The 26608-nt window shown below is 61.6% G+C and carries 22 protein-coding genes and 1 riboswitch; of the genes, 11 read left to right on the top strand and 11 right to left on the bottom strand.

The window, feature by feature from the left end; all coding sequences use genetic code 11:
* Positions 1 to 49: 49 nt before the first annotated feature.
* The 5 genes from IPK66_12480 to IPK66_12460 all read right to left on the bottom strand — a co-directional run bounded on the left by IPK66_12480 (position 50) and on the right by IPK66_12460 (position 6312).
* Complete coding sequence (locus IPK66_12480) at positions 50 to 1429, bottom strand: HlyD family type I secretion periplasmic adaptor subunit (protein MBK8176038.1); 1380 nt, start codon at positions 1427 to 1429, stop codon at positions 50 to 52.
* 31 nt (positions 1430 to 1460) lie between these two features.
* Positions 1461 to 3290, bottom strand: a complete 1830-nt coding sequence (locus IPK66_12475; protein ID MBK8176037.1) for a type I secretion system permease/ATPase — start codon at positions 3288 to 3290, stop codon at positions 1461 to 1463.
* A 328-nt stretch (positions 3291 to 3618) separates the two neighbouring features.
* Positions 3619 to 4104, bottom strand: coding sequence for a transcriptional repressor (locus IPK66_12470; GenBank protein ID MBK8176036.1), 486 nt, complete (start codon positions 4102 to 4104; stop codon positions 3619 to 3621).
* A 209-nt stretch (positions 4105 to 4313) separates the two neighbouring features.
* Complete coding sequence (locus IPK66_12465) at positions 4314 to 4763, bottom strand: DNA polymerase III subunit chi (protein ID MBK8176035.1); 450 nt, start codon at positions 4761 to 4763, stop codon at positions 4314 to 4316.
* 22 nt (positions 4764 to 4785) lie between these two features.
* On the bottom strand, positions 4786 to 6312 hold the full coding sequence (locus tag IPK66_12460) for a leucyl aminopeptidase (protein MBK8176034.1): 1527 nt from the start codon (positions 6310 to 6312) through the stop codon (positions 4786 to 4788).
* Positions 6313 to 6479: 167 nt separating this feature from the next.
* Between IPK66_12460 and crcB the strand changes: the two genes are divergently transcribed.
* Both crcB and IPK66_12450 read left to right on the top strand, forming a co-directional pair.
* On the top strand, positions 6480 to 6944 hold the full coding sequence (crcB, locus tag IPK66_12455) for a fluoride efflux transporter CrcB (protein MBK8176033.1): 465 nt from the start codon (positions 6480 to 6482) through the stop codon (positions 6942 to 6944).
* 13 nt (positions 6945 to 6957) lie between these two features.
* Positions 6958 to 7308 carry a DUF190 domain-containing protein gene (locus IPK66_12450; protein MBK8176032.1) on the top strand — a complete coding sequence of 117 codons (351 nt, stop codon included), beginning with the start codon at positions 6958 to 6960 and terminating at the stop codon, positions 7306 to 7308.
* A 70-nt stretch (positions 7309 to 7378) separates the two neighbouring features.
* Here the strand turns inward: IPK66_12450 and IPK66_12445 are convergent, their stop codons facing one another.
* Entirely contained in the window at positions 7379 to 7939 is a 561-nt protein-coding gene (locus tag IPK66_12445) for a hypothetical protein (protein MBK8176031.1), read from the bottom strand.
* Between the two features lie 153 nt (positions 7940 to 8092).
* Entirely contained in the window at positions 8093 to 8692 is a 600-nt protein-coding gene (gene wrbA / locus IPK66_12440) for an NAD(P)H:quinone oxidoreductase (GenBank protein MBK8176030.1), read from the bottom strand.
* Between the two features lie 65 nt (positions 8693 to 8757).
* Between wrbA and IPK66_12435 the strand changes: the two genes are divergently transcribed.
* The gene (locus IPK66_12435) at positions 8758 to 9801 is read left to right on the top strand and encodes a LysR family transcriptional regulator (GenBank protein ID MBK8176029.1); all 1044 of its coding nucleotides are present in this window, start codon (positions 8758 to 8760) and stop codon (positions 9799 to 9801) included.
* Between the two features lie 117 nt (positions 9802 to 9918).
* Positions 9919 to 10938, top strand: a complete 1020-nt coding sequence (locus tag IPK66_12430) for a M23 family metallopeptidase (protein ID MBK8176028.1) — start codon at positions 9919 to 9921, stop codon at positions 10936 to 10938.
* A 14-nt stretch (positions 10939 to 10952) separates the two neighbouring features.
* Here IPK66_12430 and IPK66_12425 read toward each other — a convergent pair whose 3' ends face one another.
* Both IPK66_12425 and IPK66_12420 read right to left on the bottom strand, forming a co-directional pair.
* Positions 10953 to 12188 (bottom strand): glycosyltransferase family 4 protein, encoded by a 1236-nt coding sequence (locus tag IPK66_12425; GenBank protein ID MBK8176027.1) that lies wholly within the window; start codon positions 12186 to 12188, stop codon positions 10953 to 10955.
* Between the two features lie 204 nt (positions 12189 to 12392).
* Positions 12393 to 13610: a glycosyltransferase family 4 protein gene (locus IPK66_12420; GenBank protein MBK8176026.1), complete on the bottom strand. Its 1218-nt coding sequence runs from the start codon at positions 13608 to 13610 to the stop codon at positions 12393 to 12395.
* Positions 13611 to 13954: 344 nt separating this feature from the next.
* On the opposite strand from IPK66_12420, the gene IPK66_12415 reads away from it, so the two are divergent.
* The 6 genes from IPK66_12415 (at position 13955) to IPK66_12390 (ending at position 21300) form a co-directional block, all read left to right on the top strand.
* Positions 13955 to 14953 (top strand): hypothetical protein, encoded by a 999-nt coding sequence (locus tag IPK66_12415; protein MBK8176025.1) that lies wholly within the window; start codon positions 13955 to 13957, stop codon positions 14951 to 14953.
* 76 nt (positions 14954 to 15029) lie between these two features.
* Entirely contained in the window at positions 15030 to 16388 is a 1359-nt protein-coding gene (locus IPK66_12410) for an oligosaccharide flippase family protein (protein MBK8176024.1), read from the top strand.
* 102 nt (positions 16389 to 16490) lie between these two features.
* Complete coding sequence (locus tag IPK66_12405) at positions 16491 to 17906, top strand: O-antigen ligase family protein (protein MBK8176023.1); 1416 nt, start codon at positions 16491 to 16493, stop codon at positions 17904 to 17906.
* Positions 17907 to 18324: 418 nt separating this feature from the next.
* On the top strand, positions 18325 to 19113 hold the full coding sequence (locus IPK66_12400) for a sulfotransferase family 2 domain-containing protein (protein MBK8176022.1): 789 nt from the start codon (positions 18325 to 18327) through the stop codon (positions 19111 to 19113).
* A 128-nt stretch (positions 19114 to 19241) separates the two neighbouring features.
* Positions 19242 to 19634: a hypothetical protein gene (locus tag IPK66_12395; GenBank protein ID MBK8176021.1), complete on the top strand. Its 393-nt coding sequence runs from the start codon at positions 19242 to 19244 to the stop codon at positions 19632 to 19634.
* Between the two features lie 100 nt (positions 19635 to 19734).
* Positions 19735 to 21300, top strand: coding sequence for a GMC family oxidoreductase (locus IPK66_12390; GenBank protein MBK8176020.1), 1566 nt, complete (start codon positions 19735 to 19737; stop codon positions 21298 to 21300).
* A 182-nt stretch (positions 21301 to 21482) separates the two neighbouring features.
* Here IPK66_12390 and IPK66_12385 read toward each other — a convergent pair whose 3' ends face one another.
* Positions 21483 to 23696 carry a polysaccharide biosynthesis tyrosine autokinase gene (locus tag IPK66_12385; protein MBK8176019.1) on the bottom strand — a complete coding sequence of 738 codons (2214 nt, stop codon included), beginning with the start codon at positions 23694 to 23696 and terminating at the stop codon, positions 21483 to 21485.
* A gap of 855 nt (positions 23697 to 24551) precedes the next feature.
* Here IPK66_12385 and wecB point away from each other — a divergent pair.
* Positions 24552 to 25796 (top strand): UDP-N-acetylglucosamine 2-epimerase (non-hydrolyzing), encoded by a 1245-nt coding sequence (wecB, locus tag IPK66_12380; GenBank protein ID MBK8176018.1) that lies wholly within the window; start codon positions 24552 to 24554, stop codon positions 25794 to 25796.
* Between the two features lie 31 nt (positions 25797 to 25827).
* Here wecB and IPK66_12375 read toward each other — a convergent pair whose 3' ends face one another.
* On the bottom strand, positions 25828 to 26205 hold the full coding sequence (locus tag IPK66_12375) for a hypothetical protein (GenBank protein MBK8176017.1): 378 nt from the start codon (positions 26203 to 26205) through the stop codon (positions 25828 to 25830).
* Between the two features lie 88 nt (positions 26206 to 26293).
* Positions 26294 to 26512, top strand: a riboswitch (cobalamin riboswitch).
* Positions 26513 to 26608: the final 96 nt, after the last annotated feature.

Here is a 26608-nt window from a genome sequence, read left to right as displayed (position 1 = left end):
TGGCCGCCAGACACGATTGAGTCCGGGTTGATGCCCGGACAGCCGACGCTCAACGTTCGCGGAAGCTATGCTCGATCACCAGCATGTATGGCTGGATAATGTAATCGAGGAGCGTGCGATCCTTGGTCGTAATGAACGCCTCCGCCGGCATTCCCGGCGTGAGTTCGACGTTTGGATCGAGGCGCTTGAGCTGTTCGCGGTCGATCTCGATCTTCGCCGTGTAATAGTGCTGCTGCGTGCGCTCGTCCTCGAAGGCGTCGGCGGAGACAAAACGCACCCGCGCATCAATCCGGTGAAGATTGCGCTGTGAGAAACTCGGAAATATGACGTACGCGTGCTGGCCGGCGTGCACATCGTCGATATCGTGGGTCGAAACCTTGGCGTCGATGACCAGATTATCCTTGTCCGGAACGATGGTCATGACCTCTTCACCCGGGCGAATGACACCGCCCGTGGTCTTGAACTTGACGTCGAGCACCGTCCCCGAGACCGGTGCCATGATCGTCGAGCGCGCCATGCGATCGAGCGCTTCTTTGAGTTGCTGCTCAGTCTCGAACCGCCTCGCCTGCGTTTCGGACAACTGCTGGTCGATGTCTTCCTTACGCTTGATCTTGACGTTGGCGACCTGAAGTTCGGTCTCGCCGATCTGCTCTTTCGAACGCGCGACTTGTGAGAGGAGTTGACCTTCCTGGCCCAAAAGATCGGCCTCGGTCCTTTGCAAGGCGAGCAAGCGCGACTTCTTTTCGTAGCCTTTTTCGTACATGTCCTTGACGACGACGATCTCCTCGTGAATTAGCTCGTTCTGCCGGCGGACGCTGACGAGTTGCTTTTCCGCGCCGACGATCTGCTGTTGTAACTGGGCAACCCGCTGCGCCAGGATCGCCTGCTGGCTTTGGTCATTCTCCTTGCGGGCGGTGAACTGGTTGACCTGCTGCTGGATGGCGTCTTGAACGTCAGGATCGCTGCGATCGCTCAACGACGGATGACTGAAGTCGATCGCCTTGCTGTTGGTGCGCTCCGCGTCCAGGCGCGCTTCGGTCGCGGCCAATGACTGCAGCCGCTTGGTGAGCTGACCCGCTTCCGCCTCGGCGCCGACGCCGGCGAGAACCACCAGCACGTCTCCCGCCTGGACTTTATCGCCTTCCTTGACGCGGATTTCGCGAATGATGCCGCCTTCGAGGTGCTGAATCTTCTGGCGGCTGCTTTCCGGGCTGATCGAGCCGGGGGCGATTGCCGCACCGGAGATCGGCGCCATCGCTGCCCAGCCGCCGCCGACGACGAAAAACGCAAAGATGATGGCGAGCCCGAACCGTAACGGCCCGCGCATCTCACGCCGCAACGGTGGCAGCGCTGGCAGTACAGGCAAGTGAGCCGGAGCCGAAGGGACAACGGGCAAGGTCTCCGCCCGCACCTGGACCTCACCGCTCATCGCATCTTCTCCATAATCTCGCGCAGACGCCTCACTTCGCGGCACCGCCCTGCGCCGCTTGTGCCGGCGAAGCGGTGGTCGGGGCGCCGGATGCGCCGGTCACGATGGGCGTCGAGACCTGCGCAGGAGATCCGGGTGCCGGGCTGACCGCCTTGACGGCGCGCGGCCGGTTGTCCGAACCAACACGCTGCGGCATCAACTTGGCCAGCACTTCATCGCGCGGGCCGAACATTTCGCTACGGCCATCACGGAGCAACAGCAGCTTATCCACCCCGCGCAGGATGCGCGGTTGATGAGCGACAATGATGACGGTCGCTCCCCATTTCTTGGCGAGCGACATCGCGTTCATGAGGCTCTCCTCGCCTTCGGTATCGAGACTGGCGTTCGGCTCGTCGAGGACAATCAGGCGCGGCTTGCCGTATAGCGCGCGCGCGAGTCCGATCCGCTGGCGCTGACCGCCTGACAGGTGCGAGCCGCTCTCGCCGATTTCGGTCTCATATCCTTTCGGCAGCCGCAGGATGATTTCATGGACGCCGGCGGTTCGTGCCGCCTCGACGACAGCCTCGCTGTCGGCATCGGGAATGAGGCGCGCGATGTTGTCCTTGACGGTGCCGCCGAACAGTTCGACGTCCTGCGGGAGATATCCGATGTAGGGGCCGAGGTTTTCCGACGGCCAGGTAAAGACGTCGGCGCCGTCAAGCCGGGCTTGACCGCGAGTCGGTTGCCACGATCCGACAAGGATCTTGCAGAGCGTCGACTTGCCGGCTGCCGACGGACCAATGATGCCAAGCGCGTCGCCGGCGTCGACGGAAAACGTTACGCCGTTCAACACCGGCTTGTCGCGACCGCGCGGAACGAAAACGAGCTGCTCGCAAGACAGCACGCCGGTCGGCGGCGGCAAGGTCATGACCTGCGGCGGCGGCGGAACTTTCTCGAACAGTCGGTTGAGCCGGTCGTAGGCGTCGCGCGCGGCGATCATGCCTTTCCAGGCGCTGATGGCCTGTTCGACCGGCGCGAGAGCCCGACCCAGCAGGATCGAGCCGGCGATCATGCCGCCGGAGGTCATTTCACCGCGGATGACGAGAAAGGCACCGACGGCAAGGATCAGGATCTGAACGAAGATGCGCGAAAACTTTGAAAGTCCGACAAGCGTGGCGTTCCAATCGGCGGCGTCGAGTTGAAAGCCGAGGGCACGCTCGTTGCGGGCCATCCAGCCGACGAGAAAGCCGGGCAACATCCCCATCGCATGAAAAGCATCGGCATTGCGGATGGCCTGGTCGGCGGACTGCGTATTGACGATCGAGAGCATCGCCGCCTGTTTCAGCGGCTTGCGGGAGACATACTCGTTCAGGATCGCAAGACCGAACAGAACGACCGCGGAGCCGAGCCCGACCATGCCGAGGACGGGGTGCATGAGCCAGATGACAGCCAGAAATATCGGTGTCCACGGCGCATCGAAGATCGTCGTCGAGCCTGGACCACCGAGGAAGGCGCGAACCTGAATGAGGTCGCGCAGAGCTTGCGCGTTTGCCGCCGCGCCGAGCATCGCGGCCCGCATGCTGGCGGCGATCAGGTCCGGCGACATCCGCCGCTCGAACCATTGGCCGATGCGCGCCATCAGTCGGTTGCGCACCATCTCCAGCAGGCCGAGGACGAGCACGGCGATGCCAGCGATCAGGGTCAGGAAGATCAGTGTTTCGATCTTGCCGCTGGCGAGGACGCGGTCGTAGACCTGCATCATGTAAATCGGTGAGGTCAGGATCAGAACGTTGATGCAGGCGCTGAACAGCGCCAGATAGATCGTACCGATCCGACATTCCCTGACCGCTGCGCGCAGCGGGTTGATCGGCTCGCCGGCCATTCCTCGACGCTCCTCGTTTTCGGCGTTGACCGAAGGATCAGAGATCGCGATCGCTCGCCAACTCTGCATACGCCAACACACGATATCTGGCGTCCGCGAGCATGTGCCCCCATGCCGTTCATAACGCAAAGGGCGGTCGCGGACAAGTCATCCACGGCATTCATGCAAGCGCAGCGCTTCAAGCGCGGCGAAAAGCGCCATCTTCGTCTTGCGCCGACGCGACCGCGCCGACGTTTGAACCGCCGACGGGCAAGCAAAGTCGGGAAGACCTTCGTCGCAGATGACGAATCGGTCCGCGATGCTCAACGATCGGGAAGTCTTATCCGTTCTACTCCGCGCAGATGCGGCACAACCCGGCCACCTCGACGATCTGCGCGTGCGGGACGAATCCGGCGGCTTGCGCCCCGGCCGCGATCGCGTCCTCGATCAGTGGCGAATGAATCTCGGCAACGGTGCGGCATTTCTTGCAGACAAGAAATTGCGCCCGATGGCGAACGTCGTTGCGCGCGCAGGCAACATATGCGTTGAGGCTCTCGACCCGATGAACCAGCCCATTCTCGACCAGAAATTCGAGCGCCCGATAGACCGACACCGGCGCTGGCGGACGCCCGCGCTGGGCCAACTGGGCGAGAATATCGTAGGCGCCGATAGCCTTGTGCTCGGCGGCGACGATGGCGAACACCCGGCGACGCTGATCGGTCAGCCGAACATGCCTCGCCTCGCAACGCACCTCCGCTTGCCGCATCAAATCGGTGCGGCAGCGGTTGTGGTCGTGCTCGGGCGGGGGAAAAGCCGTGTCCTCGCCAGGGTTCATCGGTTTTCCTGCCGATAGGGATCGTCCGTCGGGACTCTCCTATATCATAGAATCCGTCGACGCGGCCCCGACATGCAGCAGCGGCGGGCGGCAGCGAACCGCCGCCCCTCCACCTTCGCTACCGCAGGTCGTTAACTGGACGACCCCTGAAGAAGGGTGCCGGTAACGCTCGCTGTTGCTCTCCGCGATGGTCCGTTGTCCAACTTTTTTTACGCCTTGCGCTCCCACCCGCCACGCTCCGTCTGCTGCCAGTACGTCAGCGTGTGGCCTTCTGCCTTGCGCGCCGTCCAGCGGCTACGGGCCGCGATCACCGCGGCCGGATCGTTACCGTCGAAAAGATCAAAGCAGCGCTCGAAAGCGGCGACCGTGGTGCTGTCTGCCCCGTCCGTCAAAAACAGATAGCTGGCGCCGTTGACGTTTTCGTCGCGGGTGGCAAGCCAGATCGGCTGCACCTCCGGGCTGCCGTCCTGCGCCGTGCCGTGCGGCAACCACGAGTCCGGCTGGTATGTCCAGAGATGCACCGCCAGCACCTCGATCCGTTCGGACGACGAGGCGAGCACCAGCGCCCGCTTGCCCGCCGCCAGCGTCTTCTCCAACAGCTTGGGTAACGCGTCCTCAAGCGGCGAGCGTTGCAGATGATAGAAAGCGACGTCGCTCATCGCCCGAATACGGTGCCCGTGGTCAGGATTGCTCGTAGTGATCGGCGACCAGTCGATCGAGCAGACGTACGCCGAAACCGCTACCGCCTTTTGGCGTTACGCCCGAATCCTTCTTCGCCCAGGCCACGCCGGCGATATCGAGATGCGCCCACGGCACTTCCCCGACGTAGCGCTTGAGAAACTGCGCCGCGGTGATCGAACCGCCGCCACGACTGCCGCCGACGTTCTTCATATCGGCGATGTCCGACTTGATCATCTTGTCGTACTCGTCGCCGAGCGGCATCCGCCAGACCGGCTCTCCGACTGCGGCACCGGCGGCACCGATCCGCGCCGCCAGTTCATCATTGTTCGAAAACAAGCCCGCGTGCAGATCGCCCAGCGCAATGATAATCGCACCGGTAAGCGTCGCGAGGTCGATGATGAACGCCGGCTTGAATCGCTCCTTGCAGTACCACAGCGCATCGGCGAGCACGAGCCGCCCCTCGGCGTCGGTATTGATGACCTCGATGGTCTGGCCGGACATCGACTTGACGACATCACCCGGCCGCTGCGCCGTGCCCGATGGCATGTTCTCGACGAGCCCGACAATGCCAATGGCGTTCACCTTTGCCTTGCGGCCGGCCAACGCCTTCATCAGGCCGGCAACGACCGCACCGCCAGCCATATCCCACTTCATATCCTCCATATTGGCCGCCGGCTTGATCGAGATCCCGCCGCTATCAAAGGTCACGCCCTTGCCGACGAAGGCGATGGGCGCGCCCGCGCCTGCATCGCCCGCTCCATCGTCTGTCGCGCGCCCTGCTCCCCACCACTGCATGACCACGAGTTGCGATTCGCGCGCCGAGCCCTGGCCGACACCGAGAAGCGCCCCCATGCCGAGATCGCGCATCTGCGCCTCACCCAACACCTCGACGTCGACGCCGACATCACTGAGTTTTTTCGCCTCAGCCGCGAAAGATTCAGGAAAGATGACGTTCGCCGGTTCTGAGGCGAGGTTGCGGGTCAAAAACACCGCGTCGGCAAGAACGGACTTCGAGGCAAAGAGCGACGTCGCGCGCGCATCATCGTCGCAGACAAAAGTCAAATCAGCGAGACTCGGCTTTTCGTCTTCGCTCTCCTTGGTTAAATACTTGTCAAATCGATAGCTGCGCAGGACGGAACCGAAAGCCATCTGTGCGGCCATTTCGGCAGCTTCGATCGAGCATCCCGGTATCGCGTCAACCGCGACGAACGCCTCGCGATGCCCAGTCCCAGCCAGTGCGGCATAGATGCGCGCGCCGGCCGCCTGCAACCGCAGCACGTCGAGTTCCGCCGGATCACCGAGCCCGATCAGGTCGACACGGGCCAGCCCCGATCCGCCGGGGGCGAGAATGGTCAACGTCTGATCTTTCTTGCCCTTGAAGCGGCTCGCGTCGATCGCCCGGCGGAGCCCGCCGCCAAGACGCTCGTCAAGGCGCTGGGCGCTCGGCGAGAGCTGGCGGTCAGCGAGCACGGCGACGACGACGACACCGTTCTCGGGCAACTCGATCGCGGAAAACGCGACTTTCATGAATCTTCCTTCCGTCTGCCTATTCCGTCATCTCCAAATGAGTATTCCCCGGCGTGCCTCGAAATGAAAGCATCGGAAATTCGCGCGCGACAGCACCCCCAGAGCGCCGCGGAGCGCGTCGTCCGTGAGACCCACCCATCCGTCACGCTTTGCAACGGCGCAAAAACATGATTCTGTTCGGGCGGCTCGGAACGCCGAACGGGCGTCACCGGACAACCGTCAGGAAGCAACTTGAGGCGATTGTGCTGCAGCTATCTGCTTGGGTCTTCGTCGGGTCGGGTATCGGGGGTGTCCTGCGACTCTGGTGCTCGGGCCTGCTCGCCCGAACGGTCGGTGAAACCTTTCCCTGGGGTACGCTGGCAGTCAACGTCCTGGGCTCTTTTCTGATTGGTCTCGTCGCCACCGTAACCGGACCGGACGGACGCGTCATTGTCGGCCCCGCCGCGCGCCAATTTGTCCTGGTCGGCATGTTTGGCGGCTTTACAACGTTTTCTTCCTTTAGCCTGCAAACACTGACTCTCGCCCGCGACGGCCAATGGTGGCTCGCCGGCGCGAATGTCGCTTTGTCGCTGGCACTGTGTCTCATCGCCGTCTGGCTTGGCTACATCTCCGGCATGACGCTCAATCGCTAAAGAAAGACCGACCATGCGTACACCGCCACAAGAAGCCGTCCTGCTTCGCATCTTCCTCGGCGAGAACGACCGCGCCGACGGCAAGCCGCTTTACGAGGCGCTCGTTCTCAAGGCGCGCGAGATGGGATTGGCCGGAGCGACGGTGCTGCGCGGACCAATGGGGTTTGGTCACGCCTCACGGCTGCACACAGCAAAAATCCTGCAACTTTCCGTCGATTTGCCGATGATCGTGGAGATCGTCGATTCTGCCGAACATATCCAGAATTTCCTCGACGCGGTTGAGACGCTGCTGGGATCGGTTCTCGTCACCCTCGAAAAGGCGACCGTCATCCGCTATGGAGACGGCCGGCCAGCGCACGCCTGACCTTATGGCTCCGGGTGCGACGGTCTGCCCGCGGGCCTTGGACCCGCGCTGGGGCAGCCCCGTCGGGCCTCTAACGGCGGATTCGCGTGTATTTCGATCCACCGAAAGACGCATCAAACATCAGACCCGTCTGATTGAACATAAACCCGACGACAGGCTCATCCATTGTCGTCGTATCGGCGGATGCTGCGGCCCCGTCCTTGATGGCAACTACCGAGCCGTCGACGCCCGCTTCCCAGCCCTTGCTCGTACGGAAGGCGCGTAGCGCGTCATCGGTCATGAACATGATGACTTGCGAGAACGATTGCGCGCCCAGCGTCAATCCGAGCGAACCGGAACCGATGCTGTAATAATCAACCGCCTTGCCACCGGCGTAAAGCACCCCCTCTCCGTAAGACCCGCCGATGCCGACACCGCCTTTGGTGACCTCTGGAAACACCAAGATGCCCTTGGCTTTTCGTCCGAGCGCGCGCGCGGCGGTGTCCTGATTGTAGAGCCGGGTCAGCGCTGCCTCGGCGTCGTTGCGGATCTGGGCCGCCGGCGCGGCCATCGCGACCGGTGCCGTCATCACCGGCGCGGCGATTCCGAGCGCCATGACGGTTGCAGCGGCAAAAAGCGTGTGGCGGATCATCGGACACTCTCCCGTAAAAGGGGGCGCCGCCACCGATTACCTGAATGCGAGGAATCGCGAGCGGCCGCACACCGGATGGATCGCACGGGGAAACGAGCCCGAGGAACGGAAGTTCCAGACGATGGCGACCGGTCTGCGGCGGCGTCGCCGCGATCAGGCGGTGAGTTTCGCCGCGATCTCGGCGACGTGACGGCCCTGAAAGCGCGCGGCGGCACGCTCGTTCTCGCTGGGTTGGCGCGAACCGTCGCCACCGGCGATTGTCGTCGCCCCGTAAGGCGCCCCCCCGACGATTTCATCGAGCGTCATCTGGGGCTTAAAGGAGTAGGGCAGACCCACGATGACGAACCCGAGGTGAAGCAGAACGGTGTGAAATGACAAGATCGTGCTTTCCTGACCTCCGTGCTGGGTCGCCGTCGACGTAAAAACGGAGCCGACCTTGCCGACCAGCTTGTCCTGGAACCACAGGCCGCCCGCCTGATCGATGAACTGCTTCATCTGCGAGGCCATGTTGCCGAACCGCGTCGGTGTGCCGAAGACGATGGCGTCGTAATCGGGAAGCTCGGCAACCGTGGCCAGCGGCGCGGCCTGATCGAGCTTGAATCCGGACTTCTTCGCCGCCTCTTCCGGCACCAGTTCCGGCACGCGCTTGACCGTTGCCTCGGCGCCCGCCTCGCGCACGCCGGCGGCGACCTCTTCAGCCATCGTCTCGATGTGGCCGTAGCTCGAATAGTACAGCACGAGAACCTTGGTCATCGTTACTTCCTCCAAAGCCTACCCTGGCGCGTGCGCGCCGCCGAAGCGTGGCGCGTGCCTTGCACGTGAGGACGTATGATGCGCTGACGCCACAGAACAGTCTTTACGATGAAACGCCGCTGTTCCACATTGGCAACGCCCGCTCAGGCAATCTCTGGGGTCAACCAGCATGGCGCATTCCCCGCGGGAGCAATTCCGAACGACTCAATCCAGGTGCCGTGATGATCGATCTGACCGGGATGTCGCTTTTCGTCGAAGTCGTGCGTTCGGGTGGTTTCTCGGCGGCGTCCCGGGCGCTTGGCCTGCCGAAATCGACGCTCAGCCGCCATGTTGCCGCGCTTGAGCGGCGACTTGGCGTCGCCCTCCTGCGCCGCAACACCCGCAGCTTCAGTGTGACCGAGGCAGGCGAGGCTTATTATGAACGCTGTCTCGCCGTCGTTTCCGCGGCGCAGGCAGCCGACGCCGAGGCGATGGAGCGCGCGGACTCACCACGCGGCCTGGTGCGGATCACCACGACGGTCGGCTTCGGGCAGGAGATGCTCCACGGAATCGTCTGCTCCTACCTCTTGCGCTTCCCGGACATGCGCGTTGAGATCCATCTTACCGAAGAGCGGGTGAATCTCGTCCGCGACGGCTTCGATCTGGCAATCCGCATGGGCACCCTCGTCGATTCCGAACTCGCGTCGCGTCGGTTGGGCGCGTTCAGCCGGGTGGTCTGCGCGGCGCCGGACTACCTCGCGCGACGCGGGCAGCCACGGCAGCCCGCCGATCTCGATCAGCACGACTGCGTCGTCGTCGATCGACGTTTATCGACTTGGCGGTTCAGTTGCGAGCGGGGCGAAGTCAGCGTGCACGTGTCGTGGCGCCTGTGCGCGAACCACATCGAAGTGGTGCACGACGCCGTCTGTGGTGGTCAGGGAATCGGCAACCTGCCCCGGTTCGTTGTTGCTTCTGACCTCGCGGACGGGCGCCTCGTCGAGGTGCTCGCTGATTGGCCGCAACCGCCGATCGAGATGACGGCCGTCTATCCGGCATCCCGCGCACCGTCGCCGCCGGTGCGTGCGCTGATCGATCTGTTGGTCGAGCGCACGCGTGATCTTTCCGGGTGATGCTCCCGCGGCGATCGGACCCATTTGGTTGTCGACCCTTAGGAGCAGTCCTATGTTTCGTAGCGGACGCTTCCTGCCGTATGTGGCGAAGTGAACCCGAACGGAGATGCAAACCGCATGCGGTTCATACGCGTCGCCGCTATCGCGGCTTGTCTGCTGTCACCCATCGCTGCCGCTCTGATATCATTGAAGGCCGCCGCGGCGGCGCCGCCCTCTCTTGAGGTGCCGATCGACTGCGACATGCGCCAAGTCTGCGCCATTCACAAGTACTTCGACCTCGATCCTGGGCCGGGGCGGATGGACTTCGCCTGCGGACGGCTGACCCAGGACCGCCATGATGGCGTTGATTTTCGCCTGCCTGACTTCCCGGCGATGCAGCGCGGGGTCGCCGTCCTGGCGGCCGCGCCTGGCGTGGTCAAGGCGATCCGTGACGGGATGGCGGACGTCAGCGTCAAGGAAATCGGCGCCGAGGCGATCAAAGGCCGTGAAGCCGGCAACGGCGTCGTCATCGATCACGGCGATGGCTGGGTGACCCAGTACGCTCACCTGCGCCGGGGCAGTGTCGCGGTGAAACCGGGTGAACGGGTTTCCGCCGGCCAGCGACTGGGATTCATCGGCCTGTCGGGTGAAACCGAATATCCCCATGTGCACTTCGCCGTCCGCCATAACGGACGATCGCTCGATCCATTCGTCGGCGAGGCAACCACGTTCACCTGCGGAAATGACCGTCATCCGCTGTGGTCGCCGGCGGCTCTGGCGCAACTGAACTACCGTCCTTCGGGCGGCCTGATCGTTGGCTTCGCCGCACAACGCCCAGACGCCAATGCCGCACGCGACGGCGCCTACGCGCAGGAAACGCTCTCCGTCGACGCACCGGCGCTCGTCGTTTGGGCCGATAGCTTCGGAATCCTTGAAGGCGATACCCAGCGGATTCGCATCATCGGGCCCGACCGGGCGGAGGTGCACAATAGTGAAACCGTGCTGTCGAAGAGCAATATGGTGTGGTTCGGTTTTAGCGGTCTGCGCCGCCCGCAGGCGGGGTGGAAGCCCGGGGAATACACCGGCATTTATGAAATCGTCCGCGCCGGCGTGCCGGTCGTTTCAATGACCAAACGCGTTCAGATTGCCGGCGAGTAACCAGCCCGACGCCTTCAATTCCGCTCAGCGGAAAAGACCGCCCGATAGGTCTCCTCGAGATGATTGACGTGGTTCTCGACATCAGGCGGGTTGCGCCAGAAGGCGTCGTACGTCGCGATCGACATCCGCTCCAACACCGTATCGTCCTGCAGCATCACGAGTTTGGCGGTGAGGTCGTCATCGCTCGTACCGCGCATATGAAGCCCCGTTTCGCCATCGCTAACCCAGTCGCGTGCCGCCGAACGGTCGCCGACGATTGACGGCACGCCCATCGACGCGGCCTCGGCGACGGTCAAACCTTGCATCTCATACCAGATGGAAGGGAAGATCAGCGCCCGCGCGTTGCTCAGACGAGCGTACACTTCGCCCGGCTTCACCCAGCCAGTGATCTCCGCATCTGGGTTGGCCTCCATGATCTGCTGACGTTCTTCGCCATCACCGATGAAGATCGCGGGAACGCCGGCGCGCCTCGCCGCCCGTGCGAAAATGCACCCCCCCTTCTCTTTCGAGAGCCGGCCGACGAAGACATAGGCACGGTTTTTGGCCACACGAATTCGCGGGGTGCGTTCGGCCTGGATCGGATTGGGAACGAAATACCAGTTCAATTGCGCTGGAAGATGCGGGGCAAGCACGGCGCGGCTGAATTCCGAGACGTAGATCACGTCCGTAAGTCCGGCGGACGCCAGCAGCAAGCGATTCTGAATCAATTGCCGTGCGACCCGCCACAGCTTGTGTGCGTAGTTGCGCGGGTCACAGTCGCAAACAACGCACCCGGCGGTCAGAGGCTTGCGCGTGCAGATCTCGGTGGTTGGATAATCGAGAAACCCACCGTTCGGACAGGCCATAAAGTAGTCGTGCAGCGTCACCACGAAACGGAAGCGCTGATCCAGCACCGGCCTGAAGATACTCGGCGACAGCGCCTTGGTCCACTGATGGAAATGGACGATCGTATCGTCTGGCGAGACCGTGGACAGCAACCGCGCGAACGCGCGCGCTGCCTCGCGGTTCCATAATCCCTTCTGGGCGCCGACGAAGCGGTTCGGCTCATCCAGAACCGACGGCTGGGACAGGCAGCAGACGTTGACCGGAGCGGCGGCAAGTTCCTTCGCGACCGGACCAACAGCGGAAAAGTGGTAGGTGTCGTACCCGCGCTCCGCCAGCGCCACGGCGCTTTGCATCGCCACCTTCGATGCGCCGCCGATTACCCAGGCGTAATCAGTGACGATGATAATCCGTTTTGGTTGGTTCACCGCGTCTGCCGCTCCGAAAAGCCTGAGAGAAGAGTTCGGACGGGAACCGAGGAGTACGATGGCACAGCGCGTGGTCATCCGCTCGATCAGTCACGCGGCACGTCGGGATCACCGTTGCGCTTCCTATACACGAAGTGAGCGGGCCGGAAAATACTCCCGGCGAAACCACGACCCGCGTCATGCAAGCTCATGGTAAACCCCGCGTCATGCAAGCTCATGATAAACATTGTGCACAGCGCGGGCGATGATCGGCCAGTCGTAAGTCCGCCGGGCAAAGTCGGCGCAGGCGCCGGCGGTCGGGAGGCACGATGGCGAGACAAATGCGCGCGCGACTCCGCTGGCGATGTGCTCTGGGCTCAAACCCTCGAGGATGAGGCGATCATCGAACTGCCGCACCACCTCGGGCAGTCCCCCAATCGGGGTAACAAGCACGGGCGTTCCCGCTGCCAACGCTTCGACGGCGGTTAGGCCGAATCCCTCAAGCTCGCGTGTGGGCATAACGACGATATCAGCCGCGCGGTAGGCGAGCGGCAGCGATGCATCCGGTACGAAGCCAAGAAACCGGACATGCTGCTGAAGCCCAAGTGCTGTCACCTGGGACTCCAGGCTCGCACGCAACGCACCCTTGCCCGCGATCAGCAAAAGGGCTTCCGGCACCCGGCGGCGAACCTCGATCATCGCCTCGATAAGATTACCGAGCCCCATCCGCTGCGTCAGTCGTCGCACGGCAAGGATGATCGGCCGATCGCGTGGCCAGCCGAGCACGTCGCGCGCATCGCCTCGGCTTTCTGTGCGCTCGAAGCGGCTTGCGTCGACTCCGCCCGGCACGACGCGCACGCGATCCTCCGCGACACCGTAGCGCTCGACCAGAATGCGGGCGAAGGCGTGTGACAAGGCGATGCATCGATCGGCTCGCCGGTAGACAAGGGTTTCAATCAGCCGTTTGTAGGCGACCCCGAACCGGCTGTCGCCTTCGGCGCGAGATTCGGCCGCCCACGGTCCATGGAAATGGACGACGTACGGATGATCGCGGATCAGGTCCAGCGCGGGTACGGCGAAGAGCGCAAAATGCGAGGTAATGAGATGCGGGGCAAAATCCCGCACGGACGCTTCGATCGCGCGGCGGGCCGCCCGCATCCGCGCGGCGAATGACACGCTGTCCTCAGAGAACGCGCGAACCCGCCCGCCGGTTTCCCGCGCTGCAGCATCCGATCCAATGACGAGGCCGCGGACATCCACGCCCATGTCAGCGAGCGCGCACACCAGATGGTAGTAATAACGGGCCGCCCCGCCCGCGGTTTCAGAGAACCATCGAATGCCGATCTGCAGCGTGCGGCAGGGAAAGCGGCCCGTGTCAGGGTTAGCGACATCGCGGTCGCGAACTGTCCCCCCCCTGGTCGCCGGCGATAGTAAGGCGGACATGAGCGCGATCTTCGCCCTTCAATGGAAAATGCGGCGCCGATACCTTTCGGACGCCATCGGGCGCAAGCTTATACGCATCCCGAAAGCACCAAAACAACGCTAGATATCCGTCCGTGCCGCATGATGAGACGGCGTTGCCGTTCTGCCACCCTTTTTGGTTGTGTTTGGTCGGCGGAGGTCATGTGCCTGGACAACGCACTTGCGCAAGAGTATCAAGCGCTCCGGCTCGTCTCCTGCCGCCTGCTTGTCGGCCCGAGTGCCAGTTCATCTTGGTCCAAGCAACGAACGACTAAAGCTTGGTTCGAGCGACATATTTACGGAAGACTTCAACGAGTCGAGTGCCGATGTCTCGCGCCCGAAATGTCATTCTCGTCACTGGATGTCCCCGGTCGGGAACAACCCCGGTCGGCACCAATCTCGCTTTGGCGAACGGCGTTCGCTATCTCTATGAGCCGTTTAATCCCAACTTCGGACTGCGGGTGATGTCCCGCTTTTACGAGGTGCCGGGAGCGAACGACTTCTCCTTCGAGCGCCTGGACGGATGCGTCGACGCCATTCGCCGGGTCCAACTCGACCTCAAGCCATTCGATTGGCCGCGCGAAAAGGGGGTGCGCCGCATCGTCAAACGACTGATTGGCGGTCGCGCCCGGATGGCCTATCTCGCCTGCCGCCTCGACTGGTCCCTCAAGACGGTCATCTGGAAGGATCCAACGGCGTGTTTGGCCGCCAAAGATGTCGCCGAACGCCACAATATCCCGGTTGTCGTCACAGTGCGACCTGCCGTGGCCGTTGCCGCAAGTTACAAGCGCATGCAATGGGACTCGGGCGTCGGCGCGGTTCTTGACAGCCTCGCACAGGTCGGCATCGAGTTTGCCGAGCTGCGCGCGGATTATGGCCAGCACTTCGCAAACAGCGCGATCGGCGCGGCGGCCCTTTGGCATGTGATTTATACGACGCTCCTGCGATGGTCAGAAACGACACCAGACATGCACTTCGTGGCGCTGCAAGATACGATCGACCGGCCGCTTGAGACATATCGTTCCCTCTACGCGATCCTCGGCCTTCCGTGGTCCGACGCCGTCGCGGAAAAGCTTGCGCGGCGGTATGCCGCCAAGTCGTCGGCACGAGCCACACCGTCGGCGGCGTTGCCCCAGCGCGCGCACGTATCCGGACGCAGCCTGAACGACGTCAATACATACGGCCGGAAACTTCTAACACCCGACGAAACGCGCATGATCGAAGAGATTTCCGCGGCAACCTGGGCGCTGCTTGAGGCGAGACGGGCGGGCATTCGCGCGCCGGTCCCGCTTGGTGAATCGCCGGCAAGCGTCGCGCGATGCTGAATCTTCCTTTTGTGTCGCGCTGCTCTGCGTGACGATCTGAGCATTCTCCCCTGACCGAGTTGGAAGAAGCTCCCGCATGTTCTTCTCTTACATCATTCGGCGCGTCGGCGGGGCACTGGGCATTCGCCCGGGGGCGCTAAGAGTCCTCGAGACCATATTTTTCACCGGCGTCGTCGTTGTCCTGGCGTTCGTTGGCGGTATCTTGTCTGCGCGCATACTGGGCCCCGAGGGCCGGGGCGAGTTGACATCGATTATCATCGGGCTCCAGGTCGCGGGACAGCTCGCCGTCGTCGGCCTGCCAAGCGCGATCATCTACAACGTCAAGAAGACCCCCGCGCAGACGCCAGAACTCGTCGGCGCCGTACTGACGCTCGCGTTCGTGTTTGGCATCGCGTCAAGCCTGATCGGGGTCCTGATTATTCCGTATTGGCTGGAAAACACATCGGAGCCGATCATCCGCGCCGCGCAGATCGCGATGTTGGCAACGCCGATGTGGACGGTCATGCAGGTGGCAACACCGATCCTGCGCGCGAAGGATGAATTCGATATCTTCAATGGCGTGCGTGTTGCTACGCCACTGGTTACCGCCATCGTCCTTGGTATTTACCTGCTGTTCACCACGATCCGTGATCCGATCCCCGCGTCACTTCCATATGTGCTCAACACGTGCATATTCGTATTTTGGCCACTATGGTGGATCTGGAAGACTTGCCAACCGCGTTTTCGGAATCTCCTCGCACCGGTCCGGACTCTGCTGCAATATGGTCTGCGTTCCCTTATCGTCGATACTGTTCAGACACTCAGCCGTTTTCTCGATCGCATTGTGCTGGTCTATCTCTTGCCGCCAGCGGCGGTGGGTCTTTATGTCGTCGCCGTCGCCATGGCGCGCGCGATGAACGAGATGGGCATGGCGATCGCTCTCGTTCTGTTTCCGAAAGCGTCGGGTCAGGAGGCGACACAGGCAATCGCGATGACCGACCTCGCCGCACGGATCGGCCTTTTCTCCATGCTCGTGCTTGGTTTGCCGATGCTAATCCTTGCCGATTTCCTCATCGGCAACCTTTTCGGGCATGAGTTTCTGCCGGCCGTATCGATCTTCCAACGCCTGCTTATCGCCGTCATTCTCGGCTCGACGTGCGATATTCTCTCGCAGGCGTTCTTTGCTACCGGCAAACCGGAGACGGCGAGCATCCTGCGTTGCATCGAGATGGTCGCGCTTGTCGGCTTGCTTTTCTTTCTTGCACCGCGATACGGCATGGACGGCGCATCCTTCGCCGTACTGGCGTCCTCGGTCTTGCGGTTTATCGCCACACTCGCGAGTTATCCACTCGTGCTCGGCGTGTCGCTTCCGCGTCTTTACATCAATCGTAGCGACATCGGCAAAGTTCGCAAAGCGCGCTCGGATCGCGTATCAAGGCAACAGAACGGCGAGTAACCCTTATGCGCCCGATACACGAACACGGGTATTGCAACTTTTCGAAGATCGAGCGACGATTGATAATCGTAAATCGCGCGGTTGCCGACGGGATGAGAACAGATGCTTAGCCGGCCGGTGACCTCCCTAGTATTGCCGGCGAAGGTTTCCTACCGGCAGATGCTGACGAACAGCGCCATTCTCATCTTTTCGCTGGTCTTCACGATGTTGCTGTTCATGAAGATGGGCGGCGTCGTTCGGCTGCTTTACCCGGTGGCCGCGATTTCACTTGCCGGCGCCTTGTTCTTTACCAACCGGGCTCAGTACGTCGCGTTCGTCATCTGGCTGTTCATGATCACGCCATTCGTCCGGCGTGTGGTTGACTATCAGGCCGGATGGATAGAAGCCAATCCGGTCACGCTGGCCTCGATCCTGGCAGCGGCAATCTCCCTTATTGTGCTGATTAAAAAACTGCCGGTTCTTTACCGCATTTCGTACATTCCATTTATTCTCATCCTCATCGCCTGCCTTTACGGTTTTTTTGTCGGTTGTATTTTATCCGGTCCGGTTCCCGCCGCCTATGACCTGCTGCTTTGGATCGTGCCGATCGCATTCGGTTTCGGCATCGCATCCGACTGGAAAAATTTCCCCGACTATCGTGACGCTATTTTCAAGACGTTCCTTTGGGGCGGCGCGATCATGGGCGCCTATGGTGTTTACCAATATTTCTTCCTGCCGGCCTGGGACGCCGCATGGATGCGCAGCACGACGATCACCTCCATCGGATACCCGTTTCCGATGCGCGTGCGCGTATTCAGCACAATGAACTCACCGACGGCCTACGGCGCCATCACCATGCCGAGCCTCGTAATCATCCTGGTGACATCGGGTATCCTTCGTTATCTCACCGCCGTTTGTGCTCTCGGTGGCTTCGTTTTGTGCATCGTGCGTACGGCGTGGCTGGGGTGGATGATCTCGGTCGCCTTCCTCGTCTTCAAATTGCGCGGTACGCGCCGTGCCAAACTTGTCTTCGGCCTCTTCGCGATCGCCGTTATCTGCCTGCCGGTCCTGACGACAGGCTCAATCGGCGAGAAATTCGCCGAGCGCCTCTCCACCTTCAACGATCTCGAGGGAGACAAGAGCTATGTGGCCCGCTCCGAGCTTTACCACACGCTCACAGAGCGGGCTCTGACCAACGTCTGGGGAACGGGAACCGGCGCGGTCGGAATCGCCACCAAACTCAATTCGGCAACGACGACCGTCACCTTCAACATCGATAGCGGCTTGCTGTTCGTGCCCTATACGCTGGGTTGGCCGGGGGCGATCCTGATCTTGATCGGGATTTCGGCATTGATGTTGCGCCCCCCTGGAATCATCGACCGTGAGAATGAATCGGTCGTTCAAGCCGCGACCGGGATATGCGTGGCCATGATCGCAATGATGGCATCATACAACAGCATGTACGGCGTTGGCGGCATGGTGTTTTGGTCGTTTATGGGATTGCGCCTTTGCGCCCGCCAGTGGTCAGCTACCCGATAACGGTGAGCGGCGATTGTGCTGCCCCGTTTGCTTCGCTCGCCACGGCTTGCTATAGACGGGCGCAAAAATAGACATCCGGAAACTGACATCGTCAGCGGAGCGTAGAACGGATGGATATCGACGCGGTTCGCCATTCGGCCGACGTCCGCCGTTCGGACGGATAACCCGGCCTGGAATTAGGGTTGGGGACGTATTTCCACTTTTTCAAACATTACTGGTGTCGCTTTTGCACGAAAGGTTTCAGCGGCAACCTCCTGCGGTCGCACGGACGTCATGCGGCAAGTACGGAATACACGAGCGGCTGTACGACGCAATTGAAACAGGGAAGAACCCCGCCACCGGCACCAGTTCAGCGTCTTGAGCGAGAGCACGCCGATTGTCTCCTAATGCGGGCAAGAAACTTCGATGAGGTCGGAACATGAATATTGTCGAGAATGGCAAGCAGCTACAGGCATGGATGGCCGACAAGTTCCTCGGCCATCCGGTCATTTTCCACCACGTCCCGAAATGCGCCGGCACGTCGGTCGCGCGCGCCCTTCGCATGCGCTACCTCCCGTCACAGGCAGGGGTCGTTTCCGGTGCCAGCTTCTATGCGGCGAAAGCCTATGCGCCAGACACGACGACGGAACAAGTCTGGCCCTCAGTCCTCGATCTACGCGAACGGGTGCTCGTCTATCACATGTTCTGTGGCGTCCGGTGCATCGCCGCGCATGTGCGTTTCAGCGAGTGTGCATATGAGAATTTTAACCAGACCTATAAATTCGTAACTATTCTACGGGAACCGGTATCGCGATACATCTCGCACTACTTCTGGGATCTGGATGGACCGGAGGAGTGGGCCCGCCTTCACGTCGATCTTGAAGAGTTCGTCGAAACCGAACAGGGCGCGAGGTATGGTGTCCTTTTTGGGGAATTTTACTCGGGCCTGCCTTCGAATTCCGACTTTAGTTCGCCCGAGGCAGTCGAGGCGGCAAAACGGAACCTGGAAAAATTCTCCGCCGTTGGTTTTGTCGAGGACATGGCAAGCTTCCAGACGAAGCTCAAGGAAACTTTAGGTGTGTCCGTAAATATTCGCCACCAAAACAAAGGGAAGGTGGAAGATACTCGCAAAAAGCGGCTCGTAACACCGGAGCTGCGGCGTAAGATCGAACAGCTTTGCGCACCCGATATTGAAATCTACGAATTCGCGCGTCGTCGGTTCGGGTAATCGTCATGAGCCCCACCTCACCGGGCATCGCACGCCGCGCGGCGCCAGGGCAAGGTCTTTCGCGCCCGGAGATCTCTGCTGCCGGCACCACCGAGAGCGTGTCGACACCGCGAGGAGGCCCCACACGGATGATTTGTCGCCGCTCGGTGCTTACAGCTCTCGCAGTTGCGATCGGCTGGCCGGTTTTGGCGCGTTTTGCCGGTCGTCAAGGTGCCGGGCGGCAGGACAGCATGCGGCGGGCCGTCGCCATATTCTCAGAACCGGCTACGGCGGCCGAGATGGGCCGGGCCTATCTCGGCATGCGCCCGGAAGAGGCAAACGCCGATTGGCTTTTTGCGAACCTGATCGCTGGTGCGCCTGGGGGGCAGCAGACCCTAGAGCAACTCGATGACAGCGCGTTGCACACCTACCTGCGTGAGCGGATCCGCGCCGACTTCAACGCCGCGCGGACGGTATGGCTGGACGGCTGGCTACTGGCTCAGACTGAGAGCCGATTGTTCGCGCTTGCTGCCCTGACGTAGTGCCGCAGTTCATACCCTTCGCACGCCATTGAAGTGGCCCTTTCTTCCCACTTTCCGGCGCCAAGTGCGCCTTCGCTTTTCCTGAAGGAGAGCCGTCATCGTGATCGACGACGCCAGAACGATACCCGACGGAAGCGTACTTCGTTTCGATATCTGCATTGTGGGTGCCGGTGCCGCTGGCATTACCCTCGCTCGCGAATTCGAAGGCCAATCGTTCTCGGTCCTTCTCGTCGAAAGCGGCAGTTTCGAGTTTAACGATCGCACTCAAGCGCTCTACGCCGGCGAGATCAGTCAGGGCCTCTACGAGCTGGACGTCTCGCGTCTGCGCTACTTCGGCGGATGCACTAATCACTGGGGCGGCGTTTGCCGACCGTTCGACGCGGACGACTTTTCCACCCGTCCTTGGATTCCTGATAGTGGTTGGCCGATCACCATCGCCGATGTTGCCCCCTACTATGATCCCGCGTGTGACATCGTCCAATTACCCACAAAGCATTGGGACAATGTCTCGTGGGAGGAGTCCCTCGCCGAATTTTACCGCTTACCGTTCATGGGAAAACGGATTGCCGGCGCAATTTTCCAACTGAGCCCTCCAACGCGGTTCGGTGAAGTTTATCGAGAACCTCTGGAACAATCGGCCAACGTCCGCACGCTGCTCAATGCCAACGTTGTCGAAATCGCCGCGGACCCCTCCGGCCGTCACGTCACCGCGTTACGCGTCGCCTGCCTCGATGGCCCAAACTTTTCGATCACGGCGCGCATCGTCGTCATCGCCATGGGTGCCGTCGAAACGGCACGCCTGATGCTTGCCTCGAACGCGCAGAGTCCGGCCGGGATCGGCAACAGTTATGACCTCGTTGGCCGATATTATGCCAACCACCCGGGTTTTTATGCTGCGGACATCGTGCTCTCTGAGCCTGCCGATGTCATGGCACGCCCACTTTCGGCGATGCAGACCATCTTGCCGCGGCTGATTGTCACGCCGCAGGAAGCGGCGCGCGAACAACTCGCCAAATTCAGCGCGTGGGCTAATCCCGTGAGCAAGGACGGGCGCCTCGACCCGAGCGATGGATATGTGGCTCTGCGGTCTTTGTTCCGTGATATTCGCCGTGGGCAGCTGCCGAGCGACCTCATGGACAAGCTCGGTCGTTTGCTGGGCGACCTCGACGGCACGGCTCGCGACATTTGGAATCGCACGAGCGCCGCAACGATGATCCGACTTGATCCCGAATGGGAGACGGTCCCCAATCCTGACAGTCGGGTCACCTTGATTGCCGAACGGGACAGCGTAGGCATGCAGAAGGTGCGTGTCGATTGGCGTTTGTCCACGCTCGACATTCATACGGTGCAGCGCAGCATCGAAATCATTGGCGAGGTCGTCGGCGAGGCCGGATTTGGTCGGGTGCACGTCCACGAATGGTTACAATCGGGGCCGACACCGTCGACGTTTCCAGGCCACGAGAACTATCATCCAGCGTCCACGACGCGGATGAGTGACGATACCAAGCGCGGGGTCGTCGATCGCCATTGCCGCGTGCACGGCATCGACAACCTCTACATCGCAGGCGCCTCCGTTTTCCCGACGGTCAGCGCCGTGAACCCGACGCTAACCGTGGTTGCGCTGAGCTTGAGATTGGCCGAACACCTCAAATCATCAATGGCGTAACGCCGCATCAACCGCAATGTGACGCTCGCCGCTCACCGAGCCAACATCGCCTTTCCTCCCGGCTTTCGGTATTTCGCGGTTGAGATCTTAAATGCACCAAGCTCCGGTCGACGCGCAAGCGCACCGACCGGAGCTTGGACCGGGAGTTTGTTGCAGTAGAGGCCCGTCGATAACCGTCCCGGCTACGACGTGTAGTAGCGGCGGACCGGCCCGTAGTAGTAGGCGGAGTCGGCAAAACCGTACTTTGCGTGCTTTTTGGAATCGACCATTGACAGCACGGCTCCGGCAACGTTTCCGCCAGCTTCCTGCAGTTGCTTCGCGGCGAGCCCGACTACGTCTCGCGACGTCTTTGCCCAGCCGACGACCAGGATTGCGGAATCGACCTGAGGAACGAGAAGACGCGAGTCGGCAACCGCGACGACCGGTGGCGAGTCGACGACGACAAGTTCGAACTTCTCCGCAAGTTCGCTAAGCAACGCCGACATCCGCGTTGACGACAGGATTTCGGTGGGGTCGGGGGCGAGCTTTCCGGCAGGGATGACGTAAGCGCCGGACTCGGCATCCTTGATCAGGACGTCGCTCAGTTGTACCTCGCCCAGAATCAGTTCTGTCAGACCGGGGCGACGAGGGACATTGAGCAGCCGGTGCAAAGACGGGCGCCTTAAGTCGGCCTCGATGATCACTGTCGAATGTCCGGCGAGAGCACGCATCCGGCCGAGGCACAGGGCAATGGTCGTCTTGCCTTCCTTCGGCTGCGACGATGTGACAAGGAGCTTGCGTGGTAGCTTGCCGGCCGGTGACAGCAAGATACTGGTGTAAAGCGTGCGGATAGACTCGCCGAACATCGACGATGGATGGCGCAACAAATAATCGGCCGGATTCTTGCCGCCCGTCCCCGACCGCGTGAGTGGGATAAGAGACAGCGTCCGCAGCCCCGTGCCCTTCTCCACCTGTGCTCCCGAGCGGTAGCCGCTATCCATCTGCTCGATGCCGAGAACGATCAGCGCCGCCAGTAAGCCGGAGGCAATGAAGGCAACGAGAACGATGAGTGTCTTGGGCGGAAATGCCGGCTTGTCCGGAATATCGGCGTGGGAGATGACCCGGGCGTTGCTGTCGTTGACCGAGGAGTCCAATTGGGAACTCGTCTGCTGGACGTTGTTAAGGAACGTCTGCAGCATCGCACGGTCAGCATCCGCGTCGAGCTGAAGGGCGCGCAGTTTTACCTCGGATGCATTGGACTGCGACAACTGGCTCTTCAGGCTATCAAGGCTCTTCTGCAGTGTTTCTTCGCGTGCCCGGGCGATACCGACCTCATTTTCCAGGCCGTTCACCACTTTCGAGACCTCGCGCTTGATTTTTGCCTGCACGTCGGCCAGTTCGGCCTTGGCAGCGACCATGCGCGGATGACGAGCACCGTATTCGTCGTTAAGCTCGGCGACCTTCAGTTTCGTCTGCGTCTCCTGTTCAATCAGTTGCTGGACGATAGGTGATTTCAATACGTCCTGCGCCGCTTCAGCCGAGCCGGAAGTCCGGATCAACTGTCGCGCCTGGGAAAGCCTTGCTTCCGCTTCGGCGCGCGACGCGCGAACCAGAATGAGCTGTCCGTTAAGATCGGAGATCTGCTGCGAGAGAAGCGTGCCGGCATTGGTTTGCAGCAGGCCCGCCTGGCTGCGAAATTTTTCAACCGCCCGGTCGGACGCATCGACGGTCTGGCGGAGGTCAGCGATCTTGCCCGTCAGAAATTCCGTGGCCCGGCGCGTCGCATCGTAGTGGGCCTCAAGCCCCTCACGAACGTAGAGATCGGCAACCTTGTTCGCCACATTCGCCGCCCGCTCCGGATCCATGGAACGGAAGGTGATCGAAATGACCCGGGACTTGGTTACGAGTTCGGGACTGAGCGCGTCCAGATAATTGTCGACGACACCAGCTTTCTCCGCTGCCGTCTCCTCTTCGGGTGTCTGTGGTTTCGGCGGATCCTTGAGGCCGATCGCAATGAGCTGCGTTTTGATCCAGTCCTTAATGCCTGAGGTTATTTGACTGAACTCGCTCGGATCAATATCATCGTTGAACTCTGGATCGTTCACCAGATCGTAGAAATCGACGACCCTGTAGGCGAGATCGCGGGAACTGATAACCGCGAGTTCGCTGGCCATTGCCTCATCATCGGTCAGCATCCCGCTCAGCACCGACTGCAGATCGGGAAGCTTCGTTTCCCGCGGGTCGATCATGACGCTCGACGTTGCGTCGTAGTAAGAGGGCGTGGCCACCATGAAAGCGGCAACGACCATCGCCGTCAGCACAGCAGGCAAGACAATCGCCCACATTCGGCGGCGGAGCGTTCTCAACAACCACTGCAGATCGATGTCCTCGCTCGACGCTGAGAACGTCGATGCCAAGTTATCCTCGGATCTCAGAGGTCCATCCTTGATATGCATCAAGTCGTCATTCCCTATCCGTGCGACGTAGTTCGCGTGCCTGATCCGATAACATCGTATGCGCCTTCCATCCTGACCTCGGCGGCGTGTCGATCCGATGACCCGTTAACGCTGCGAAAAGCGAGCGCTTTCGCGCCATCCCAATTCGTCTGCGCACCGGCCTCACGCCGCTTGCCCTCCACGCCCCGGCCGTACCTGGCCGGCGCGGGCATGCCCGGCTTGGCCGAGCCACGCCTCCTGCCCCCTGACTTCGTCCGGCAAGTGACATAACATCGCGATCCGTATCAACCGCGTCCGGATGCTGGCGCACGCATCAAATGCCCTGCAAACAATCAGCCTCACCGCCTGCTCAAGTGCCTGTCCGCAGTTGCGCGACCTGCTTATAGTCCAGATCACGCACTTGCAACAAGAGACCGCCGATTGCGGCTCGCTAACCATCGCGGCCTTTCGCAGCGGACGCCACCGTACACGCGCCTACCGCTCCGCATTACAAGCCTATAGCATACCGATTCTTGCCCGCCTGCGGTGATCGCCATCACCAATAGGCGGACTTTGCGTCAAAAAAAATACAACCTGCGCGGCGGCTTTTCTGATTGGAATTTCGCGGCGCTTTAGGTAATAATAGGTTGTGTAAGACGGCGGCGCGCTACCCAGGGTCTGCATCGCCACATCGAGTGTCTCCCGATGTGCCCCGATCTTGCCGCAACACGGGCGTTCGGTCTTGCGGGTCGCCCGGTGTTGGAGGGTGACTGTGACCGCGGCATCCGCTACGACGCGAGCGCAGACGAGAGCGAATTCACTTGCGCGTCTCCGCGAATGACATTCGGGGCGCCCGCCCCCCTGACCAGCGAGGGAATCGTGCCAACCGCACCTGCGGAATCAACTTGTCTGACGCGCAAGCGCGTTGCCGTCGTCATGGGCACCCGGCCGGAAGCGATCAAAATGGCGCCGGTGGTGCACGCGCTCCGCGCTAGTGACGAGCACTTCGAAACAATTGTCGTGGCCACGGCTCAACACCGTCAAATGCTCGATCAAGTGCTTTCGATCTTCCAAATTCGCCCCGACATCGACCTTAACCTGATGCGCCAGAACCAGTCCCTGTCGGAACTTGCGGCGCGCGTTTTGACGACGATGGACGAGACGTTACGGGAGCTTAAGCCCGACCTGCTGATGGTCCAGGGAGATACGACGACGGTCCTCGCCACGGCCATCGCCGCTTTTCATCTCGGTATACCGGTCGCCCACGTCGAAGCGGGATTGCGCAGCCACGACATGCGCAATCCGTTTCCCGAGGAGATGAATCGACGCCTGACGTCGGTCCTGACCGAGGTGCATTTTGCGCCAACCCCTTTGGCGAGACGGGAGCTACTACACGAAGGGGTTGCTCCCGAACGCATCATCGTGACCGGCAACACCGTCGTCGACGCGTTGGAGGACTTGCTCAAGGCCCCCTTCGACCTGCAGGGCTCGCCGCTCGCAGGCATTCCGTTCGAGGGTCATCGCGTACTCGTCGTCACGTCGCACCGGCGGGAGTCGTGGGGGCAGGACCTGGAGAATACCTGCCTTGCGATCCGCGACCTCATCGAGAGGTTCCCTGATCTTCTCGTTGTCTATCCTGTCCATCTCAATCCAAACGTCCGAAAGACGGTCATGACGCTGCTCGGCGACGGTGAGCGGATTCATCTCACCGAGCCCCTTGACTACTTTGCCTTCGTCAACCTGATGCGCCGCTGCCACCTGATCCTCACCGATTCCGGCGGCGTACAGGAAGAAGCGCCAACGCTGGGTAAGCCGCTGCTCGTCTTGCGCAAATTGACCGAGCGTCCTGAGGCGTTCCAGGCCGGGCTTTCGAAGGTTGTCGGAAATTCGCGTTCGGCGATTACCGAAGAGGCGAGCCGCCTGCTGGAGAATGAACAGGCCTATGCCCAAATGGTGTCGCGCGTAAACCCCTTCGGCGACGGGCACGCCGCTCAGCGGATTACTCTCGCCCTCGAACGCTGGAGGACCGGCGGCACGCCATTGCTATCCCCCGTTGAGCAATTCCACATGGCGGAATCGTGAATAGCCCGCTGCTGGTTGTGCGGCCGCTCCGTTAAGCGAAGGTGTTAAGTCCCGGCATTGGCTGGACTGGATCGAGTCTGTGTGGTTTGAGCCGCACTGCGTGTAAATGCCCCCTATGATGCAAGCCGTTTTTGGCTTGCTGGGGGCATGCGGACGGCGCGGCAGAGTCGTCCAGGCGCAGTGTTATGTCCACGGCGTTGCCGCCCCGTACGCCGATGACGCCCTCGCGCCGCATGGTGATCGGTGCTCGGCCCGCCAACGCCTGATGGGGCGGGCGTTTGCAGTTGCAATAAGAGAGGATCCAGACGGGGATGCCGGCCCGCGCCTCTCGGTTGTCGGCGTAGCCCTTCAGGGTAGACACCTCGTACTTCAGCGACAGCCACAGCCGTTCGATGAACACGTGGTCCATCGATAGGCCGCGACCATCCATCGAGATGCAGATGCCGGCTCTGGCGAGGCGGCGAATGAAGGCGGTTGCTTGACGGTGGAGAGCCGCGACCTATACTGACGCTGACGGTTCCCCTTAAGGGCGATAGAGCCTGGGGATCAAAAGGGAACACGGACGGGAGCGACCCCAAGGGGATCCCCTGCCGTGGCTGCCCCCGCAACTGTGAGCGGCGAGCGCACGCCCGAGCACGGCCACTGGGAAACCGGGAAGGCCAGAGCTGCGCAGCGACCCGCGAGCCAGGAGACCTGCCGTCGCCGCTTCCGTAGCGATCGTACCGGGCGGGGTGCACCGGGCGGGCGAAAGTAGCGCCGTCGATAGGGGCGGAGTCCGTTCGCAACGGAGCGGTTCACACGAGAACGCCGCG

Source organism: Rhodospirillales bacterium, from assembly GCA_016712595.1.
In the GTDB taxonomy this organism is placed as follows: domain Bacteria; phylum Pseudomonadota; class Alphaproteobacteria; order Rhodospirillales; family Defluviicoccaceae; genus Defluviicoccus.
Note: the sequence above shows the minus strand (reverse complement) of the source record. Positions and strands in the feature narration are given on the sequence as shown.

What these genes read in the sequence shown, in the direction of transcription:
- IPK66_12480 (MBK8176038.1), bottom strand. Translation starts at nt 1,429, where the DNA reads ATGAGCGGTGAGGTCCAGGTGCGGGCGGAGACCTTGCCCGTTGTCCCT.
- IPK66_12475 (MBK8176037.1), bottom strand. Translation starts at nt 3,290, where the DNA reads ATGGCCGGCGAGCCGATCAACCCGCTGCGCGCAGCGGTCAGGGAATGT.
- IPK66_12470 (MBK8176036.1), bottom strand. Translation starts at nt 4,104, where the DNA reads ATGAACCCTGGCGAGGACACGGCTTTTCCCCCGCCCGAGCACGACCAC.
- IPK66_12465 (MBK8176035.1), bottom strand. Translation starts at nt 4,763, where the DNA reads ATGAGCGACGTCGCTTTCTATCATCTGCAACGCTCGCCGCTTGAGGAC.
- IPK66_12460 (MBK8176034.1), bottom strand. Translation starts at nt 6,312, where the DNA reads ATGAAAGTCGCGTTTTCCGCGATCGAGTTGCCCGAGAACGGTGTCGTC.
- crcB (MBK8176033.1), top strand. Translation starts at nt 6,480, where the DNA reads ATGATTCTGTTCGGGCGGCTCGGAACGCCGAACGGGCGTCACCGGACA.
- IPK66_12450 (MBK8176032.1), top strand. Translation starts at nt 6,958, where the DNA reads ATGCGTACACCGCCACAAGAAGCCGTCCTGCTTCGCATCTTCCTCGGC.
- IPK66_12445 (MBK8176031.1), bottom strand. Translation starts at nt 7,939, where the DNA reads ATGATCCGCCACACGCTTTTTGCCGCTGCAACCGTCATGGCGCTCGGA.
- wrbA (MBK8176030.1), bottom strand. Translation starts at nt 8,692, where the DNA reads ATGACCAAGGTTCTCGTGCTGTACTATTCGAGCTACGGCCACATCGAG.
- IPK66_12430 (MBK8176028.1), top strand. Translation starts at nt 9,919, where the DNA reads ATGCGGTTCATACGCGTCGCCGCTATCGCGGCTTGTCTGCTGTCACCC.
- IPK66_12420 (MBK8176026.1), bottom strand. Translation starts at nt 13,610, where the DNA reads ATGTCCGCCTTACTATCGCCGGCGACCAGGGGGGGGACAGTTCGCGAC.
- IPK66_12415 (MBK8176025.1), top strand. Translation starts at nt 13,955, where the DNA reads ATGTCTCGCGCCCGAAATGTCATTCTCGTCACTGGATGTCCCCGGTCG.
- IPK66_12410 (MBK8176024.1), top strand. Translation starts at nt 15,030, where the DNA reads ATGTTCTTCTCTTACATCATTCGGCGCGTCGGCGGGGCACTGGGCATT.
- IPK66_12405 (MBK8176023.1), top strand. Translation starts at nt 16,491, where the DNA reads ATGCTTAGCCGGCCGGTGACCTCCCTAGTATTGCCGGCGAAGGTTTCC.
- IPK66_12400 (MBK8176022.1), top strand. Translation starts at nt 18,325, where the DNA reads ATGAATATTGTCGAGAATGGCAAGCAGCTACAGGCATGGATGGCCGAC.
- IPK66_12395 (MBK8176021.1), top strand. Translation starts at nt 19,242, where the DNA reads ATGATTTGTCGCCGCTCGGTGCTTACAGCTCTCGCAGTTGCGATCGGC.
- wecB (MBK8176018.1), top strand. Translation starts at nt 24,552, where the DNA reads ATGACATTCGGGGCGCCCGCCCCCCTGACCAGCGAGGGAATCGTGCCA.
- IPK66_12375 (MBK8176017.1), bottom strand. Translation starts at nt 26,205, where the DNA reads ATGGACCACGTGTTCATCGAACGGCTGTGGCTGTCGCTGAAGTACGAG.